The sequence below is a fragment of the Notoacmeibacter ruber genome (assembly GCF_003668555.1).
Classification (GTDB): Bacteria; Pseudomonadota; Alphaproteobacteria; order Rhizobiales; family Rhizobiaceae; genus Notoacmeibacter; species Notoacmeibacter ruber.
This window is the reverse complement of record NZ_RCWN01000001.1, coordinates 3,004,218-3,023,540: the sequence shown is the minus strand read 5'-3', so window position 1 is coordinate 3,023,540 and position 19,323 is coordinate 3,004,218. Positions and strand designations below refer to the sequence as shown.

The 19,323-nt window shown below is 55.0% G+C and carries 18 protein-coding genes and 1 tRNA gene; 6 read left to right on the top strand and 13 right to left on the bottom strand.

Translation table 11 applies throughout. The annotated features are described in order from the left end of the window. The 5 genes from D8780_RS14565 to D8780_RS14545 all read left to right on the top strand — a co-directional run. The coding region (locus D8780_RS14565; RefSeq protein ID WP_147440332.1) for a helix-turn-helix domain-containing protein at positions 1 to 288 on the top strand (288 nt) is incomplete at its 5' end. 237 nt (positions 289 to 525) lie between these two features. Then, the gene (locus D8780_RS14560) at positions 526 to 3,549 is read left to right on the top strand and encodes a type I restriction endonuclease subunit R (RefSeq protein ID WP_121646248.1); all 3,024 of its coding nucleotides are present in this window, start codon (positions 526 to 528) and stop codon (positions 3,547 to 3,549) included. After that, the gene (locus tag D8780_RS14555; protein ID WP_121646247.1) at positions 3,549 to 4,766 is read left to right on the top strand and encodes a restriction endonuclease subunit S; all 1,218 of its coding nucleotides are present in this window, start codon (positions 3,549 to 3,551) and stop codon (positions 4,764 to 4,766) included. Before D8780_RS14560 ends, D8780_RS14555 begins: the two co-directional genes overlap by 1 nt. Further along, positions 4,763 to 5,974, top strand: coding sequence for an AAA family ATPase (locus tag D8780_RS14550; RefSeq protein WP_121646246.1), 1,212 nt, complete (start codon positions 4,763 to 4,765; stop codon positions 5,972 to 5,974). Before D8780_RS14555 ends, D8780_RS14550 begins: the two co-directional genes overlap by 4 nt. Then, the gene (locus tag D8780_RS14545) at positions 5,971 to 7,614 is read left to right on the top strand and encodes a type I restriction-modification system subunit M (protein WP_121646245.1); all 1,644 of its coding nucleotides are present in this window, start codon (positions 5,971 to 5,973) and stop codon (positions 7,612 to 7,614) included. The genes D8780_RS14550 and D8780_RS14545 overlap by 4 nt, the downstream gene beginning before the upstream one ends. A 52-nt stretch (positions 7,615 to 7,666) precedes the next feature. On the opposite strand, the gene D8780_RS14540 is transcribed toward D8780_RS14545, so the two are convergent. The 3 genes from D8780_RS14540 to D8780_RS14530 form a co-directional block, all read right to left on the bottom strand. Further along, positions 7,667 to 8,152: a superinfection immunity protein gene (locus D8780_RS14540; protein ID WP_121646244.1), complete on the bottom strand. Its 486-nt coding sequence runs from the start codon at positions 8,150 to 8,152 to the stop codon at positions 7,667 to 7,669. Then, a complete protein-coding gene (locus D8780_RS14535) occupies positions 8,149 to 8,673 on the bottom strand; it encodes a DUF805 domain-containing protein (protein ID WP_121646243.1) in 525 nt (174 codons plus the stop codon). Before D8780_RS14535 ends, D8780_RS14540 begins: the two co-directional genes overlap by 4 nt. 66 nt (positions 8,674 to 8,739) lie before the next feature. After that, a complete protein-coding gene (locus D8780_RS14530; protein WP_147440331.1) occupies positions 8,740 to 9,153 on the bottom strand; it encodes a hypothetical protein in 414 nt (137 codons plus the stop codon). Positions 9,154 to 9,250: 97 nt separating this feature from the next. On the opposite strand from D8780_RS14530, the gene D8780_RS14525 reads away from it, so the two are divergent. After that, positions 9,251 to 9,517: a helix-turn-helix domain-containing protein gene (locus D8780_RS14525; RefSeq protein WP_121646241.1), complete on the top strand. Its 267-nt coding sequence runs from the start codon at positions 9,251 to 9,253 to the stop codon at positions 9,515 to 9,517. Between the two features lie 95 nt (positions 9,518 to 9,612). On the opposite strand, the gene D8780_RS14520 is transcribed toward D8780_RS14525, so the two are convergent. The 10 genes from D8780_RS14520 to dapB form a co-directional block, all read right to left on the bottom strand. Continuing rightward, positions 9,613 to 9,972, bottom strand: coding sequence for a DUF3768 domain-containing protein (locus D8780_RS14520; protein WP_245412357.1), 360 nt, complete (start codon positions 9,970 to 9,972; stop codon positions 9,613 to 9,615). Positions 9,973 to 9,991: 19 nt separating this feature from the next. Next, positions 9,992 to 10,582: a tudor domain-containing protein gene (locus D8780_RS14515; RefSeq protein WP_121646240.1), complete on the bottom strand. Its 591-nt coding sequence runs from the start codon at positions 10,580 to 10,582 to the stop codon at positions 9,992 to 9,994. A gap of 195 nt (positions 10,583 to 10,777) precedes the next feature. Next, complete coding sequence (locus D8780_RS15840) at positions 10,778 to 11,791, bottom strand: hypothetical protein (RefSeq protein WP_199699612.1); 1,014 nt, start codon at positions 11,789 to 11,791, stop codon at positions 10,778 to 10,780. Between the two features lie 101 nt (positions 11,792 to 11,892). Continuing rightward, entirely contained in the window at positions 11,893 to 14,472 is a 2,580-nt protein-coding gene (locus tag D8780_RS14505; protein WP_121646239.1) for a DUF927 domain-containing protein, read from the bottom strand. Between the two features lie 3 nt (positions 14,473 to 14,475). Continuing rightward, a complete protein-coding gene (locus D8780_RS14500) occupies positions 14,476 to 14,742 on the bottom strand; it encodes a helix-turn-helix transcriptional regulator (RefSeq protein WP_121646238.1) in 267 nt (88 codons plus the stop codon). Positions 14,743 to 14,844: 102 nt separating this feature from the next. Next, a complete protein-coding gene (locus tag D8780_RS14495; protein WP_121646237.1) occupies positions 14,845 to 15,828 on the bottom strand; it encodes a helix-turn-helix domain-containing protein in 984 nt (327 codons plus the stop codon). 340 nt (positions 15,829 to 16,168) lie between these two features. Beyond that, positions 16,169 to 17,365, bottom strand: coding sequence for a tyrosine-type recombinase/integrase (locus tag D8780_RS14485; protein ID WP_121646602.1), 1,197 nt, complete (start codon positions 17,363 to 17,365; stop codon positions 16,169 to 16,171). 186 nt (positions 17,366 to 17,551) lie between these two features. Further along, positions 17,552 to 17,636, bottom strand: a tRNA-Leu gene (locus tag D8780_RS14480). A 101-nt stretch (positions 17,637 to 17,737) separates the two neighbouring features. Further along, entirely contained in the window at positions 17,738 to 18,361 is a 624-nt protein-coding gene (locus D8780_RS14475; protein ID WP_121646236.1) for a 2,3-bisphosphoglycerate-dependent phosphoglycerate mutase, read from the bottom strand. A gap of 144 nt (positions 18,362 to 18,505) precedes the next feature. Continuing rightward, positions 18,506 to 19,309, bottom strand: a complete 804-nt coding sequence (gene dapB / locus D8780_RS14470) for a 4-hydroxy-tetrahydrodipicolinate reductase (protein WP_121646235.1) — start codon at positions 19,307 to 19,309, stop codon at positions 18,506 to 18,508. Positions 19,310 to 19,323: the final 14 nt, after the last annotated feature.

The following is a 19,323-nucleotide window of genomic DNA, read 5'->3' as shown; positions in this document are numbered from 1 at the left end:
GTTACCGTTCTGGATCCCCACGTTTCCACCCGGGGCGAAATGGGCCATGTGATCCTGACCGTGCTCGGCATGGTTGCACAAATGGAGCGTCGTTTCATTAAGGAGCGACAGCGCGAAGGTATTGAGCGCGCCAAGTCGAAAGGCATCTACAAGGGCGGCAAACGCCGAATTGATCGCGATGAGGTACTGAAGCTTCGGAAAGCCGGTAAGACCGTCTCGGCCATCGCCCGAAAGGTGGGATGCTCGCGGATGCAAGTTTACCGGATCATTGATGCGATCCGATGTTAACTGCTTGTGCTCTCGCCGATAGGCGAAGAGACTACACCTCGGCAGCAATAGTAGCTGTCGCAACCGTTCAGATCGCGAGGATCGACAGAAAAGACAGCGCTTCGAATTAAGCCCGTACCCATGCGCTGTTATTCGTTTCCAGACGGCAGGCTCCACTTATCGCCAATCATCCGCTACACAAGCCCCAACGCGACTGTCGAGACTCAATTCTTATACGAGAAAAGTGGCTTCTCTACGATGAGCATTTCTGAGCGCAGGCTAGAAGATGACCTTATATCTAAACTGAAAGACCTCAAATACACCTACCGCGACGATATCCGCGACAAGGCCACGCTCGATGCCAATTTCAGAGAAAAGTTCCAAGAACTTAACCGCGTCAAGCTAAGCGATGGCGAGTTCAAGCGGCTCATCGAAGACATCATCAAGCCTAACGTGTATGAAGCCGCGCGCACTTTGCGAAACCGCGAGGCCTTCATACGTGATGATGGCACGCCGCTGAATTACACGCTCGTCAACATCAAGGACTGGTGCAAGAACCAATTTGAAGTGGTGAGCCAGCTGCGGATCAACACCGACAACAGCAATCACCGCTACGACGTGATGATCCTGATCAACGGTGTGCCTGTCGTTCAGATTGAATTGAAAAATCTCGGCATCAGTCCGCGCCGGGCGATGGAGCAGATTGTCGATTACAAGAATGATCCGGGCAACGGATACTCGCGGACACTCCTCAGCTTTGTGCAACTGTTCATCGTCAGCAACCGAACGGAGACCTGGTACTTCGCCAACAACAATGCCCGTCATTTCGCATTTGATGCGGATGAGCGGTTCCTGCCGATCTACCAGTTCGCAGAGAAAGACAACACCAAGATCAATCACTTGGAGGACTTCGCCGACAAGTTCCTGGCGAAATGCACACTCGCCCAGATGATCAGCCGCTATATGGTGCTCATCGCCAGCGAGCAGAAGCTGATGATGATGCGCCCGTATCAAATCTATGCGGTCAAGGCGATTGTCGATTGCATCAATCAGAACAGCGGCAACGGCTATATCTGGCACACAACCGGTTCGGGCAAGACACTTACGTCGTTCAAGGCGTCAACGCTTCTCAAATCGAACGAGAGCATCCACAAGTGCTTGTTCGTTGTGGACCGCAAAGACCTCGACCGGCAGACGCGTGAAGAGTTCAATCGCTTTCAGGAAAACTGCGTCGAGGAGAACACCAATACGGCCTCACTCGTCCGGCGGCTCCAGTCGGATGATTACGCCGATAAGGTCATCGTCACGACCATCCAGAAACTCGGCCTTGCCCTCGATGAGAGCAGCAAGCACAACAAGCGCAAGATTGCGCGTGGCCAAGAGACCTACAAGCAGCGGCTGGAGCCCATTCGCGATAAGCGCATGGTTGTCATCTTCGACGAATGCCACCGCTCGCAGTTTGGTGAGACCCACAAGTCCATCAAGGAATTCTTCCCGAACGCCCAGCTGTTCGGGTTCACCGGAACACCGATTTTCGAACAGAACGCGAGCGTCAAGCAATTCGAAGGTGATATGGGTTCGATGCGCACGACGGAGGACCTGTTCCAGCAGGAGTTGCACGCCTACACGATCACGAATGCCATCGAGGACAGGAATGTCCTGCGCTTCCATGTCGATTATTTCGAGCCGAAGGGCGCGGCGGGCAAGCCGGGCCAGGCATTGACGAAGCAGGCGATTGCACAAGCGATCATTGACAAGCATGACGCGGCGACGGCCAACCGTCGCTTCAATGCCCTGTTTGCGACAGCATCTATCAATGACGCGATTGAGTATGTGGACGAGTTCAAAAAACTGCAAAAGAAGATCAAGGCAGATCACCCTGACTATGTGCCGCTGAAGATCGCAGCGGTGTTCTCGCCGCCCGCCGAAGGCGATCCTAATATCAAGCAAATCCAGGAGGATTTGGAGCAGGAAAAAGAAGATTACAAGAAAGACCCGGACGCCAAGAAGAAGGCGCTGCAAGCGATCATTGCCGACTACAACGCGGCCTATGCCACAAACCACAAGATCACGGAATTCGACCTGTACTATCAGGACGTCCAAAAGCGCATCAAGGATCAGGAATTCCCGAACCGCGATCTGCCGAAAAAGGGCGCGGAAAAGATCGACATCACAATCGTGGTGGATATGCTGCTCACCGGCTTTGATTCGAAATATCTGAACACGCTTTATGTCGACAAGAACCTGAAGAACCATGGGCTGATTCAGGCGTTCTCGCGCACCAACCGCGTTCTGAACGCCACCAAACCCTATGGCCATGTTCTCGATTTCCGCAACCAGCAGGACAATGTGGACGCGGCAATTGCGCTCTTCTCCGGTGCGCAGACAGAGCGCGCTCGTGAAATCTGGCTGGTGGACAAGGCTCCGGTCGTTATCGGCCAGCTCAAGCAGGCGGTGACCGATCTTGGCGATTTCATGAAGTCGCAGGGCGTCGATGCTGCGCCCGAGCAGGTCAGCAACATGAAGGGCGACGATGCCCGCATTCAGTTCGTCAAACGCTTCAAGGAAGTGCAGCGCCTGCAAACGCAGCTCGACCAATATACCGATCTGACGGAGGAGCAGCGCGACGAGATTGGGAAGACGCTGCCGAAGGACGAATTGCGGGCCTTCAAGGGTGCCTATTTAGAGACGGCGCAACGGCTGAAGGAGCAGCAGGGCAAGCGCACGCCGGAGGGCGATCCCGTCAACACGGATGTCGACCAGCTCGATTTCGAGTTCGTGCTCTTCGCCTCGGCCGTTATCGACTATGACTACATCATGAAGCTGATTGCCAAGTTCTCCGGGCAGGACCCGAAGAAACTGAAGATCAGCCGCGAACAGCTGATTGGCCTCATCCAGTCCGATGCAAAATTCATGGATGAGCGTGAGGAGATTACGGAGTACGTGCGCTCGCTAAAAGAAGGCGAAGCGCTTGATGAAGCGGCGGTGCGTGCTGGCTATTCGCGCTTCAAAGCTGAAAAGCAGGCTAAGGAGATCGCGACGCTTGCGGGTAAGCACGGCCTGGAGCCGGAGGCGCTTTCGGGCTTTGTCGATACCATCTTGCAACGCATGATCTTCGACGGCGAGCAACTGACGGACCTCATGGCGCCGCTTGGCCTCGGCTGGAAACAGCGGCGCGAGCGTGAGCTGGCGCTCATGGCCGACCTTGTGCCCCTTCTCAACAAACGCGCTCAGGGCCGCGACATTTCAGGCCTCGTTGCCTATGAGCAGGAGAGCGCGTGATGGCGATGGAGAAGCAAAAACAACTGGTGCCGAAGCTGCGGTTTGTGGAGTTTGCGGATGAACCGACGTGGGATGTTAAGCCACTCGGTCATCTCGCGACGCGTCGCACAAAGCGAAACGGCGATGGTTCAAAGCTTCGAACATTGACGAATTCGGCTGAATACGGTGTTGTCGATCAACGCGAATATTTTGAGAAAGACATCGCCACAAACACTGAAAACTACTTCGTCGTTGAAACGGGGGATTATGTCTATAATCCTCGCGTGTCGAACATCGCACCAGTTGGACCCATTTCCAAGAACCGCATCGGTACAGGCGTTATGTCGCCTCTATACACTGTGTTTCGGTTCTCGAACGATAAGCACGACTATTTTTCGCACTACTTTGCCTCCTCACATTGGCATGGATTTCTTCGCAAAGTGTCAAACAGCGGCGCACGGCATGATCGGATGGCAATCAGCAATAACGACCTGCTGGCGTTGCCTATCGCGGTTCCACCAACCGAAGCTGAGCAGCAAAAGATCGCCGATTGCCTTGGCTCGCTGGACGATCTGATCGATGCGGAGAGCCGGAAGCTGGAAGCCCTGCGCGCCCACAAGAAAGGGCTGATGCAACAGCTCTTCCCCCAACCCGGCGAAACCGTCCCCCGCCTCCGCTTCCCGGAGTTTCAGAACGCAGGGGAGTGGGAGGAGAAGAAAATATCGGAGCTATGCTCATTGAAAGCCGGAGACTTTATCCCGGCGACCGAGATCGAGGAAAGAAAGTCGAAGGGCAAATACCCTTGTTACGGGGGCAATGGATTGAGAGGGTACGTTGAGAGCTTCAACCATGATGGTCGATACGTTCTGATTGGAAGGCAGGGCGCGTTATGCGGCAACGTAAACTTGTGCGAAGGCAAGTTCCAAGCCACAGAACATGCGCTGGTAGCAAGCGTGTTTGGAAAATTTGAAGTTGATTTTGTCTACCATGCATTCGATGCGCTTCAATTGAATCGGTTTGCTACAGGGCAAGCGCAACCTGGGCTATCAGTTTGTGCCTTAAACGATATACTACTTCGAGTTCCGAATGATCCAAACGAGCAGCGAATTGTTGCGTCTTGCCTCACGTCAGTAGACGTTCGATCAATCAAACAGTCGCAGAAGTTTGAAGGCCTAAAACTGCACAAGCGCGGTCTGCTCCAGCAGCTCTTTCCCTCTGTGGAAGGCAACGAGCGATGACCGACATTCCCTTCCCCGACCTCCCCGCTCTTGCTACTGACCTTCGCAAACAGCTTGCCGACCGTGCAGCAAGGAAACCTGACAAGAGCCCGTTCATCCTGCTTTACGCATTCAACGGAACAGGCAAAACGCGCCTTTCCGGGGCGTTCAAGGACATTGGAAAGAAGATCGGTAAAGAAGGCGCAGCTCTGAGCCGTGATACGCTCTACTACAACGCCTTCACCGAAGACCTTTTCAACTGGGACAATGATCTCGAAAACGACACCAACCGGAAACTGAAGCTCAATCCTAATTCGCAATTCTTCATCGGCCTCAACGAACTGGAGATCGAAACGCGAATTCGACCGCTTCTGGACCGTTATGCAGACTTCGATTTCAAACTCACCTTTGACTTTGACAAGAGCACCGGGAAGATCGCAAGCGCAGAAGTCGCTTTCTCACGAAAGGTACTGGTGGGCGAAGGTGACAACGCACGCACTGAGGATCGGGAAGGCATCAAGATTTCCAGAGGCGAAGAGAGCATTTTCATCTGGTGCTTTTTCTTGGCCATCTTGCAACTCGCCCTTGATGACGCAGAAGCCTACAAATGGGTGGAGCATGTCTACATCGACGACCCGATTTCATCGCTGGATGAGCACAATGCAATTGTCGTTGGCAATCATCTTGTCCAGCTCTATCGGGAGGCACAGCGGCCCATCAAGACGGTGGTTTCGACCCACCATGCGCTGTTCTTCAACGTGCTTCACTACGAACTGAAGAACCGTGTCGGCAGGCCAACTCAATATGTTCTCAAGCGAAACCGCCTGACGGAAGGCTACATCCTCGCTGAACAGACTGGCGACACTCCGCAGTTCTATCATGTAAATGCCTTGGCCGATCTATGGCTCGTTGCGCAGAGCGGACAAGCGAAAACATTCCACTTTAACATCCTGCGGACGCTTCTCGAGAAGACATCACTTTTCCTTGGACATGAGCATTTCTCCGCCTGCATTAAGGAAGCGGCCGACGACGCTGATGGCATTCTTCATCAACGGTTCGTCGATCTGTTGAGCCACGGCAAATACTCCATGTATGAGCCCGCTGAGATGGGCGACGACACCAGAGACTATTTCATGACGATCCTCAGAGGCTTCGTCGAACGCCACCCCTTCAATCGAAAACTTGTTCCCGAGCCAGTGGCGGAAGCCGCCGAGGAAGCCACGCCATGACCGAACCAGAACAAAAACAACTCGGGAAAACACTCTGGGGCATCGCCGACCAACTGCGTGGCGCGATGAACGCGGACGACTTCCGCGATTACATGCTGGCTTTGCTCTTCCTCCGCTATCTCTCCGACAATTACGAACAGGCAGCACGGAAGGAACTTGGCAGCGATTACCCGGACCCTAACGCTATCGGCAACGGTGGGCGCCCGTCTCTCTCAGTCTGGTATGAGAACAACCCGGATGACGTTGCCGCCTTCGAAAAACAGATGCGGCTGAAGACACATTATGTCATCCGGCCCCAGCACCTTTGGACCAGCATCGCCCATATGGCCAAAACGCAGAGCGGCGAACTGCTCCACACCCTGCAGGAGGGTTTTAAATACATCGAAAACAAGTCGTTCCAGAGCACGTTTTCGGGCCTCTTTTCGGAGATCAATCTCGGCTCCGAGAAACTCGGTAGAACCTACGAGGGGCGCAACGCTAAACTCTGCTCGATCATTTCCAAAATCGCTGAAGAGCTGAAAGGGTTTTCAACCGATAGCGACACGCTTGGCGATGCCTATGAATACCTGATCGGAGAGTTTGCTGCAGGTTCCGGCAAAAAGGCAGGGGAGTTCTACACGCCGCAGCGTATCTCCGACATCCTGTCGGGCATTGTGGCGCTGGACAGCCAGGATCCGAAAACCGGGAAGCGCAAACATTTGGCAAGCGTTATGGATTTCGCCTGTGGTTCCGGCTCGCTTCTGCTCAACGTCCGGCAGCAAATGAAAAAAGCTGGCGGTAGCATCGGCAAAATCTTCGGCCAGGAAAAGAACATCACCACCTACAACCTGGCGCGCATGAACATGCTGCTGCACGGGGTAAAGGACACCGAGTTTGAAATCTATCACGGCGACACGCTGACCAATGAATGGGAGATGCTGCGAGAGACAAATCCGGCCAAGAAGCCTTCATTCGATGCCGTGGTTGCCAACCCGCCCTTCAGCTACCGCTGGGAGCCGACTGAAGCGCTTGGTGAAGACATGCGCTTCAAGAACCATGGACTGGCACCAAAATCAGCTGCCGACTTCGCTTTCCTGTTGCACGGTTTCCACTACCTGAAGGATGACGGCGTGATGGCAATCATCCTGCCGCACGGTGTGTTGTTCCGTGGTGGTGCGGAGGCCAAGATTCGCGAGAAACTGCTGAAGGACGGGCATATCGACACGGTCATCGGCCTGCCTGCGAATCTGTTCTACTCAACCGGCATCCCCGTCTGCATTCTTGTTCTCAAGAAGTGCAAGCAGCCCGACGATGTTCTCTTCATCAACGCTTCTGAGAGCTTCAAAAAGGGCAAGCGCCAGAACTACATGACGGACGAGCATATCGCCGAAATCATCGAGACGTATCAGCAACGTCCAGAAGAGAAGATTGATCGATATGCTCGCCGCGTGAGCATGGATGAAATCGAAGCCAACGACTTCAATCTCAACATCACGCGTTATGTGAGTACCGCTGAAGACGAGATCGAGATCGACCTTTCAGCGACACATAAGAAGCTAGTTAAGATTGAGAAGGACGTCCAGCTGGCGACCGCGCGGCACAATAAATTTCTGAGAGAGCTAGGCCTGCCCTTGTTACCAAATGATAGGAGTCGGGTGTAAGGACGTACAGTCTGATGCCCCTGTAGCTCGGTCCCAACGCATCTGTAACCGCTTATATCCCCAATACGTCCGCCTTCAGCCGGTCATATTCCTGCTCGCTGATTGCGCCGGTGGTCTTGAGGCTGACGAGGCGTTCGATCTGATCGGCGAGCACGATGGGGTTCGAGCCAGGGCGCTGGGGCGGTAGCGCGTAGGCGGGCACTGGGTTGCTCGCCCGAGGGCTTGCGGCGCTGTTGTAGACCGATGCGCCATTTGCGGGATAGTTGCAGTAGGAGAGGCGATCATTGCCGAACAGGTTCAGGCCAGATTCCCCGCCATCGCGAAGGGGTCCGGCGCTTCGGTGGAAGCCATGCAGTGACCAGATAAGAGCGATCAGCCAGCCAAGAATCGTAAAGCCGAACACGACCGTTATGATGAAGATCGCCCAGCGATTGGGGTGCCTGCGGATGAAGGCGATGACGATGGGCGTCACCACGATCATCAGCAGGATCACCCCGCCGATCATCATGTCCAGCATGAAGGCTGCACCGTCGTTCAAGCCAGCTTCTCCGTGTCGAGCGCTCTTGCCTTCATCGCCGCATATTCATCTTCGCTGATCGCGCCGCGCTCCTTGAGGCTGGAAAGCCGCTCGAGTTCTGCGACGATATCCGTGCCGCCGCCACCCTGCGGGTGACCGTGCGCTGCGGCCGGCCCGACGCCTCCTTCGCTATAAGGGTCCAGGCCGTACCGGTTCGGTCCTTCCGTGCCGCGGATCAAAGCGAAGATTAGTAGGATGAAGATGCCTATGCCGGTAATATAGAGCAGCATCCACCACGCCGAATGATCGGTATCGTGAAGCCGCCGGCTCAATACGGCGAAGCCGGGAAGGATATGGACGAGAACGAAGATAATGGTCAGGGGGCCGGGATCTTCGCCAACAGCATCGAACAGCAAAGCATCCAGAAAGACGGCGACCGCTCCGAAGATGAAATAAAACAGCGCAAAGAGCCAATACTCCTTCCGCGACGCGCGTCCGGAAAAGGTGGCATATTTGCGCATGGAATTGAGGTAAGAACTCATCGGGGCTCTCCGACTAATCGAGATAAGGAATGGGACGCTGAGAAGGCTTGATAGGCTTGGTCGTGCCTACCATCGGGCGTTGACGTAGAGCTGGTCGTCGAGCGTGGTCTCGACGCTGTAGACGATTTCGCCGGAGAGGTTCGAGAAGCCAACCAGTCCGAGGATTTGGCTGCCCTCAGGGTTGTCTGGCCCTACCAGCTCCATGCTTCCGCTGTAGGTTGCCGCGCATTGCAGGATCGACTGATCGTCAAATCCGCGGTCACGAATGGCGCTGAGCGAGAAATCGAAGACGAGGTCTCCGCCGTAGATGGCGGGGAAGGCCGCGAAGCGCTGCACGCGCTGATTTTGTGTGTTGAGCCAATTCTCTTCCAAGATGTTCAGGACCAGCTGCTCGACTTCGATGTCGTTGCACTGCGCGGCCCATGCTCCGCTTGCACTCATCCCGACTAGCAAAGCGGCGATCATAAGTCGTCGTTTCAATGGTTCTCCCCTCACTTCAATCGGTATGTCGATGTTTATATTAATACGGGATTCACAGTCCGTCGATACTGAAGCCGCAGAATGATGATCTGCGTGCATGGATGTACGCGCGACAATCGGCTGGAACATGCGGCGGCTACGGGTGGCAAAAGGACTTAGCCAAGAACGGCTGGCCTTGGAGACCGGCATCGACCGATCATATGTCGGCCGGATCGAGCGCGGTTCGGAGAACGTCACCGTGTCGACGCTTGAGGCAGTCGCCAAACTATTGGAGGTTGAGGTCGCCGAACTGTTCGCCACTGTGACCGACCCGGGCAATGACAGGCCGAGGCTACCATCGGGCCGCAAACCGAAGGGCGCGTAGCGGGCTCGCTGGGCGTTTTTGCGGCATTCAGTCGGTTAAGGGGCAGGTTAACCCCTGATAGCGCTTTACGAGCCAGCATCATCACGATGGGCCGATCAGTATTCATCGGCCCGCATGATTGTCAGCACGCGCATCGTAAACGCGGGATCGGCCGGATCCTTCGAGCGATGATGAAGGTCGAGATCGTAATAGTCGATCTTCCAGAAGTAGCGGGTACCGTCATGGTCGAACGCGCCGAAGTCGTGCTCTTCGAACGGATCATTCTCCGGGTGGAAATCGTCAAAGCGCTGCACGGCACGAATGATCGCTACTTGATCGGCACCTTTTAGTTCCCGCACGCCGACCGTGGTCAGAACCGTGCCGCCGACAAACGTTTGTCTGAACTGATCGTTGAAGCGCCGGATCGCATCGGCCTGTTTCATCACCGCACGACCCGTCTCAGTGTCTTTGGCCATCACCATCTCTTCCATGGCCTCAGGCTGCCTTGCCGGTGATCGGCTGATCGTGCTTCGGGTGGAGCAGTGCGATATGGCTTCGCTTGCGAACCGCCCTGGGTTCGTCGGGATAGTCGCACCATTGCAGGGTCACGAGATCGTTTGGGTGAATGGCGGTGATGACCGCTTCCCACCATCCGGCATCCTTGCCCTCCCATGCGAGGACCACTCCGCCGATGGAAAGCTTGTCCCAGGACTCGATCAAGAACGTATCTCCATCGAACGGTTCGGGCGGTTCCTGGGGCTTCAGCAGCTCGCGCTCGGCCTCCGGCAGATGGCCGGCCAATTGCTCGAACAGCTCGGCCTTGACGAAAGGCACGAACGCCTTGCCGCTGGCAAAGACTTTGCCCTGCGGCAGCCGCCGGCTCAGCCCTTCGAGTTCTTCACCGGATACCGTAAGGGTCGCCATGCCCATCAGACCGGCGGCCTTCCTGGCTAGCTCTTCCTCGCTGGCCCCGAACCATGAGGCATGCGGCTTGGCCTTGTCGTCTCGGCCGAGCACGATGACGCTGGCGAGTCCGCTCAGTTGATCGGTGGTCGTTGCGGCTGGTTTGGCGGATTTACTCGTCATGTCGGTCTCCCAAAGAAAAAGGGCCCGGATGGGGCCCTGTTCGGATCGGTTTGAAGATGAGGTCGCACGTGGCGGTGGCGGTCTAGCTGGCGTCGATGTTGTGATGGTTCGATCATGCCTTTGCCTGCAAGGGTTTGCCTGTCGTGCACCCCGATCATAGCAAAACACACGCGAAAACACAATAAGCATCTGATTTTAATTGTTTTTCCTCGCATTGAACGGACGCAGAGGCCGCCGTTCGCAGAGATCGAAAACTGGGCAGATTTCGTTGTCGCATCTTCGCGTATTCTCGATCCTGTTGCCGTTGCAGATGTCGAAACCGGACTGAGCGCAGAACGACCAGATCGCCTTCTGCACATGGCGCGGGAACAGCGTCTTTTGGCCGTCATATGCGTTCGGGTCTCGTTCGCTTAGACGATCCGTCAGAACATCGATGGCGGTCGCGCATCCCCGCTCACCATAGCAACCGGCACCATAGGAATGTTCGAAGCCGAGCTGTCGGAGGATGCCAGTGCGGACCAGAAAATTATGAACCAGCGTGTCCACGACGATGAGCGACGCGCCGGCTCTGACCCGCATCACATGTCTCTGATCGGCCAGAAGGACATCGGACAGTGCGAGCGACAGAACCTTATCGGAGACGCCGAACACATGGCTGAGCGGGCGAATCATCGCTTCTTTTGCCTGCTGTCGGTCCGAGAGGTCCGGGCAGGACACGCTGAGACGCTTGTCGATCCAGCCGAGAAGATCATCGTCGCAGACATCACGAACGAAGAGGAAGAAACTGATCGCTCCCTGACAAAGACGGCCATTGCGAAGATCCATATTCGGAACCGCGCATCCGTCTAGAAGATGAGGGTAGTGACAGATCGCCTCAGTTTTCCGGTATCCGCATCCCTCAAAATGCCAATGGCTGGTCAGAAGGCCGCAACCGGAGCCGGATCGAAGAGCCCATGCAATCTCCGCGGTACCCGGCACCGGCGCTTGCTCCAGCAAGGCCGAGACGTTTGCATCCGTCATGCCCTGATACTGAAACGCCGTCAGCAGGTAGCGAAAGAGCGGATCATTGTCGCCATCGGCATGCGCTCTGAGAACCGGCCGCATGCGCCGTCGAAGAGCTGTCAGCCACTCGAAAGATTGTAGACCGACAATGCTTTCGACCAGTGTGATCGCGGAGTTGTTCAGCGTCTCTGCGTGTTCGGTCTGCATGGAAACCGAACGATAGCCGAGCGGCAATAATCCCGGTCAAGACAAACCGGTTCGCATAGAGAAAGTGGGCGTCACCCGGAACGTGACGCCCACTGCGAATTTTACAATTTCGCTCTTATCGCTAAAAATTTGCCGTAGTCGATATCCAAATATCGAGAACGCCCAATACCTTTCTGCTTCACATTCTTCGTTCTTCCGCTTTTGCCGCGGATCACCGCTCCTCCATCCAGAAGCTTTGCTATGAAGACTTCAACCTTCGATCCCACCACTCGACCCAATTCTTCCGATCTCACGTAGAGGTGAATGACGGCACCCTCGTTGCGGAAGAACGCCCCCGTGTCCTCTTGAAGAGCCTTTCCTCTACTTGCGGTGGGAACTTTATCTTTCTGGTCGACAAAATTTGCCAATCGTTCAAATTCAATCGTTAAGTCGATCTCTTCTGGGCGAAGGCCGGCCGCTGCGTCTTCGAAAAGTCGAGACAAAGCCTCTCCTGCTTTCGCTTTTGGGGATAGCAAATTAGCTGCCTCCGCAATTTTTGCTGTCGCAGCGAGATAGCCGAAGGAAACTGAGAAGCGTCTTCCCAGTCCATCCAAAATGTCGAGACGTTCGGTGAAACGCTTCGCTTCCGCATTGAAATCTGATTTCAGCGATTCAACTGTTTTTCCAGCTAAAGCTGCAATCCAGTCGGGGAAAACGGTTCCGTAGGCGCTATCGATCAGATTTTCTAAGTCTTGAGCCGCTGCCATCGCATCGTTCGGATTTTCTAGGCGATTGAATACCCCTCCCTTGTCTCGGGACGGAATTCTCAATTCAATACAGCGGACCCGGTCTCCTGTTTCGAGTTTTTGCTTCGCTTGCCGATAACGTTCCTCAAGTGAAATTTCGTCGGACAACATGACCAGACAAAACGGAATGGGAACTTCCCTTTGATGAAGTGTGCCTCTTCCATCTCTTCCGTGAACTGCGAAAATCAGTTGCTGAATCTTTTCAACATGTCCAAGGCCTTTCTCTTTGGCTGCCTTGATGTCGCCGAAGACGACAGCAGACCCGCTTCGCTCACGAAGAGCCGGCTCCAACGCGCCGGGGGTGAGATTGAACGTTTGAAGGTCTTTTTCCTCTGCGCGGCTACTGATCGCTTGAGCCAAACGTAGCGTCAACGTCTTACCGGTGGTAGATTCGCCGACGAGATTGACGGAGAACCCGCTTTTCACCCCCAATCTCATAGCTAGCGGCGGCAACAGAGCACACAGATATGCCAGAAGCAGGATATCCGATTGTTCAAACAGCGCGTGGATACCCGCCAGGAACGTTGAGATGTCGCCTGTAGAACCTTTGAGGGGGTAAGAATCGCTCGATGGAGCGAAGATAACCTCTGCAACGCTTTCGGGCCTATTTCCCCATCCGCCGGCATGGCAGATAAAGTAGTTGTCATGCCAACCCGGTGTTGCCGTCGAATGAATGGTGACGGCTGCTCGCTGCGACAGAAGCGTGTCCGCTGCAGACTTATAATTTAGCGAGGCGTCAGCACCCTTTCCTATTAGAAGGCTCTTGAAATCAGCCGACTTGACCAAGGTCTCGCGCGGGAGTGAAAGTTGTCCGACGGACCCATCATTCTTCGGATATTGAATGAAGAGGCTGACGGTTCCGTCATCGAGCGATTCAATCTGCCGGAGCAATTTGATCGACGTGCCTTTAGAAGGGTGTACGGGGTGCGCGCCTTCAGCCGATACGGTATCATTCGATAACAGGTCACCGTCGTCTGACTTTAGCTGCGGTTCAGCGATACCAGTGTTGCCACTTACCGTACCTCCTTCACCAACAGTTTTAACATTCAAAGGCAGGTAAGGGATCTTAAGCTGATCCGGCAACAGCTGTTCGACGATTGAGAATTTGGTACCTTCCCAGCGGACACCCTCGAGAATGAGTCGCTCATCAAGACGATGTTCGCCATAATTCCGGATCAGTTCACGCAGCTCCTTGGGCTTTGGAAATTGTTTCCGCCCAACATCTCCATGATCGGTCTTTGATTTTTTCCAGAATGGCTGCTTGTAGACATAGGTCAGTGCCTTGATCAGATCGCGCGGCTGACGATCAACAGGCTGAACCAAAACTGGATTTTTAACCCTGTTGTCGAGCGTAAATGCAGCGCCGGCCGCTTCTCGAATCTGCTCTAAAGACAGACCGCTGATGAGCACATGGATATGAAAGTTCTTTCCTTCTGGCTTATTGCCGACAGTAACATAGACCGCTTCAATGGATCCTATAACGAGGAGGCCCCTTCTGCGTAGTTTGCGGAGTTCGGCGACAAACTTCGTGATGTCTGGATGTTGAGCCAGAGGCCCGAATCGAGTGTGATCACCGGGTTCCTTCATCCAGTTCGCAACACGGATGGTCGCGAACTTCCAGTCGATAAAAATGAGTTGGCGACTGTCGAAGAACTCACCCAGCGCAAGACGGCGGCGACGAACACACGAAGGACACAGGCCACTCTCGCATCTGTTATTCGGTCGACAGTGGTCCATCTTCGCATGTGAAAGTTCAAGCTTTTTTAGCGCGTTGACAACCGCTCTCCGCATTTTTGCGGCCATTGCGGCTGACTCGAATTCTGGCAGAAGGTGCTTCCAATCGCCCTTCGGTAATGACAATTTGAACGTAGAACGGGTTTTCTGATGGATCGTCATCGTTCAGCCCTCCTTCAGCTCAGAAGAATTTGCGGGCGGGCTATTCTGGTCATTGTGAGGGACGATCTCATCTTGCAATTGGTCGATGAGAGCACTGACTTCACTCACCCGCCAAACGGTCGTGCGAGGACCAATTTTCAGCGGTGCCGGAAAACGGCCGTCTCGTACACCTTGCCACCAAGAGGATCGGCTAATCGGGATCGGCCCGTCAGGGCCAAGGATTGAACTCAGTCTTACGAAGCCATCGTTGAATACATGTTCGCTTATCATCGGTCTTCTCCATTCTTGAAGCGATGTGAAATTTTCACCGCAACAAATGGGTAGACCAGAAAAGCTATCTCTCGAAGACGAGCCAGTTCCTACATAACATTTCTATCTTAGATACCAGTCATTTAGCGCTGATATTTGCAGATCTGAAAGCTCTGTGACTTCCACCCTTGTCGCGCTGAGATCTTCAGGAAACTGCGGCAGGTGCTCTAAGAGCTTTGTTCCCTTATGAAGCACGTCCCGGAGACGACCGCTGACCCATTTGCAAACAGAAAAATAGTGTTTGACTCTCGCTGGGTCGGTCACAATGGCATTTACGCGCTTTACGAAATTTTCCTCGGCGGGGTTCAATATCCAATCGATGTCGGAATGGTAAAAACTTGCGTAAAGAAATGGGAGACTAGCTCCTCTTCGAACTAATAGTTTATCATAGGTCCGCTTCGAGATAACATTTGAAGCTCCAAACACTCCCTTGCTTATGAGATCATGCGTCGCAATTTTACTCGCCTTTCCACCGTATTTTGAATGGGCGGCGGACGAGATGAAAAACTCGCAAATTTCAGCAAGAAATAGAGCGCTTCGTTCATCGAGATTAAAATCAATTTCACTATATAAAGGATGTTGGATATCAACCGATGCATCGACTATCCGGAGGACTGTATATAGATTTATACCTTCTTCGATAACTTTCCGGCTCTCGTTGGGAACGTCAGCTAACGTTAAGCAGTCCCCCTCCTCTAGATGATACGCTATAAGGCATGCCGCGATATTTTGGTTGGCGAACACGGCAAGATGCGGGGACTGTATCCAAACCATGAACTCCAGCACGGCAATTAGAAATACGTCCTTTTCAAATCTCTCGGGATAGCAGAGCGCCTCAATCGCGTTTTCGATCCCAAACCCATCTCCCTCAAACCAATCCCACTCTAGACCCCTCTGCCATCGATAGATTGTCGAAGCACTTACTCCCAACCTTCGTGCCGCTTCCTTGACGGTGCATCCTTCGTCATGGAGGCTCAAGAATTTGGCATATGACGTCGCGTTCTTTTCAAGAACGTGCGAGTTTGGCCCTATCAATTTTTTCGGCAAGGGTCGGCTCTCCTGATTCCTAGATGGTGACGTAACCGGCCCAGTCTTCCATCATAAGCCGTCGCTTGTCCAAGAGATCGCCGCGACGGTAAGCGGCCTCGACCTTGTTCTCAATCGCGTGCGCGAGTGCCATTTCAGCAATCTCGTGAGGATACGAGGTCGCTTCCGATGCCTAGTCGCGAAATGATGACCGCAAGCCGTGAGGTCGTGCCTCGACCTGCATACGCTTCATGATCTTCAAAAACACCATATTCGAAAGCGGCTTTTCCGGATTGCGGCCAGTAGATAGGCGACCTATGAGAATGTAGCTGTGGATCGGCTGAACTACATCAAATTTAGGCTATCTAGCGCTGATGCCGACAGCTTCGCTTATTTGCGCGGCCCATGCACCGGTCATTCTGACGCGCTCGTCCCAATACAGCGCTCGATGGTAAGCTCGGCGCACCTCATCTGCACCGACATGACCGAGTTCGGCCTCGATGGCATCCGGATTCCACCGCCCGCTCTCGTTCAGCAAAGTTGATGCGGAAGCCCGGAAACCGTGACTGGTCATCTCGTGCTTATCGAAGCCCATTCTTCTGAGAGCCGCATTGAATGTATTTTCGCTCAGGGGTCGCTGCGTTGTATGAATTGCTGGGAAGACGTATTTGCTGAAGCCATTCAGCTTGTGTACTTCCGCGAAGATATCGGCAGCCTCCTTCGAAAGCGGCTTCCGATGCTCGCGCCGCATTTTTGCTCTCTGGGCCGGGATCGTCCAGACACCGGCTTCGAGATCAATTTCGGACCATTCCGCCTGACGAAGCTCGCCAGGACGCGGATAGAGTAGGGCTAGCAGTTGCAGACCATATCGGGTCGAAGCATGGCCGTCATACCCCCAAATGGCTCGCAGCAATCCCCCAAACTTACCCCACTCGGTAATCGCGGCTTGGGACGTCACGGTGGGGCTGATTAACGCGCCACGAAGTGCAGCGGATGGGTCGAAATCTGCGCGTGACGTGATCACGGCGTAGCGAAAGACTTGCCCGCAAACCGCACGAAGCCGGCGGGCCGTCTCATAATTGCCTTTCGCTTCCACTTTGCGCAGTTCGTTCAAGAGTTCGGGAGCGGTGATATCCCTGACGGGCCGCTTCCCTAGCGCAGGCCTGACCAGATCGATCAACCAGCGCTTCTTGTTGATCGTGACGGCCGCCAACCCTTCCTTTTCGTTTCGTTCCAGAACCTCGTCGGCTATTGCGCCGAACGTGTTCGCGAAATTTGCCTGGCGTTCAATTCGTTCATGTTTAGCCTGGGCGGCAGGATCGATGGACTGGGCGAGTAACTTCTTGGCGGATTCGCGTCTCAAACGAGCGTCAGCGAGACTGACTGCCGGCCAAGCGCCGATGTAAAGCGTCTTCTGCTTTCCGTAGAACCGATAGTTCAGCCGCCACAGCTTTGATCCGTTTGCCGTGACGAGCAGATGAAGCCCTCCGCCGTCCGAATGCTTTATCGGCTTCTCCGCAGCTTTGAGATTACGAATCTTCGTATCGGTCAGAGGCACGGCCACTCCTTTGTTGGTGTCACGGCGTCATAAACGACCATTCAAGCCACAAGCACCAACAAATGTACCAACAAAAACTCAGGATGTCAGCGGACTGCATCGGACGATACTGATACATTGAAGCGCACAGAAGCCTTGAATTCCAAGACTTCTGTGCGCTTCAATGTCCTGTAGAAAACTGGAAAATGGTGCCCAGGAGAGGACTCGAACCTCCACGCCTCGCGGCACACGGACCTGAACCGTGCGCGTCTACCAATTCCGCCACCTGGGCAATGCCGTTTTGGTCGTGCGCCGATCTAGACGGCGGGCGGTGCGCTGTCAACGCTCAAAACGCGTCTTTACGCGACCGCCTACCTTCTGTCTTTCAGCGTGTCATTCGCCTGACAGCGTTTCGCGGCGGGTCACCAGCGTATCGTCGCCCAGTTCATAGACGAGCGGAACGCCCGTGGCGATTTCAAAGCCGACGATCTCATCCTCGCTCAGCCGGTTAAGCACCATGCAGATCGACCGCAGCGAATTGCCGTGCGCGGCGACGATCACGTTCTTTCCGGCCATCACTTCAGGCAGGATATCGGTCACGAAATAGGGGAGCGTGCGCGCCAGCGTGTCCTTCAGGCTTTCGCCGCCCGGCGGCGGCGTATCGTAGCTGCGGCGCCAGATATGCACCTGCTCCTCGCCCCATTTGTCGCGCGCGTCATCCTTGTTGAGACCCGCCAGATCGCCATAGTCACGCTCGTTGAGCGCCAGATCCTTGCGCGTCTCCAGACCCGTCTGGCCAAGCTCTTCCAGAATGAGCGACAGCGTTCTTTGCGCTCGCGACAATTCGGAGGTGAATGCGAGATCGAAAGAAACGCCCTTCTCCTTCAGGGCCCTGCCCGCCGCCTTGGCTTCGGCGACACCCTTCTCGGTGAGGTCAGGATCCTTCCATCCGGTGAAAAGGTTTTTCAGGTTCCATTCGCTCTGGCCGTGGCGGACAAGGACAAGAGTGCCGGGCATCGTGATTTTCCTTCGGTTCGGATGAAAGAGATGTTCGCTTTGATCGGGCTGGCGATCAAGACCTGTCACGCAAGCGGAACGATGTCGAGACTTGCCGCCCAAGGAGCATTGGCCTTATCCCGACCATGGAGCGGCCCGGGATCATCAATCGTTCAGTCCCAGCACATCGGCCATGGAGTAGAGACCAGGCTGGCGGCCGTGCCCCCAAAGGGCTGCGGCAACCGCGCCGCGCGCGAAGATGGCCCGGTCCTCCGCATGATGCGAAAGGGTAATCCGCTCACCCGCTCCCGCGAGAATGACGGAATGGTCGCCAACGACAGAGCCACCGCGAAGGGTTGCGAACCCTATCGCGCCTTCCGGTCTTGGCCCCGTATGGCCGTCTCGGCTGCGTACCGCGTTTTCGGACAGGACGATCTTGCGGCCCTCCGCTGCGGCTTCGCCCAACAGCAGAGCGGTGCCGGAGGGCGCGTCGACCTTGTGTTTATGGTGCATCTCCAGCACCTCGATATCGAAACTCTCCGGCAGCGCGCTGGCCGCGCGGCGAACCATCGCGGCAAGCAGGTTCACGCCAAGGCTCATATTGCCACTCTTGACGATCACGGCCCGTTCGGCGGCCACCGCCAGCGCTTTCTCGTGTGTCTCATCGAAACCGGTGGTGCCGATGACATGCACGCGCCCCAGCTCGGCCAGCGTCCGGGCAAATGCGAGCGACGCTTCCGGCGTCGTGAAATCCAAAAGCCCATCGGCGCTCGAAAGGGCGCCCTCAACATCGTCGGTAATGGCGATCTCGTTGCGACCGATGCCAGCTCGCTCGCCGGAATCCTCGCCAATAGCCGGCGAACCCGAGCGCTCGATCGCGGCGTGAAGAACAATATCGTCGCGCTCGGCGATCGCCCGGATCAGAGCGCCTCCCATGCGGCCACCCGCGCCGGCCACGACAAGCTTCATCGGTTCCACACCAG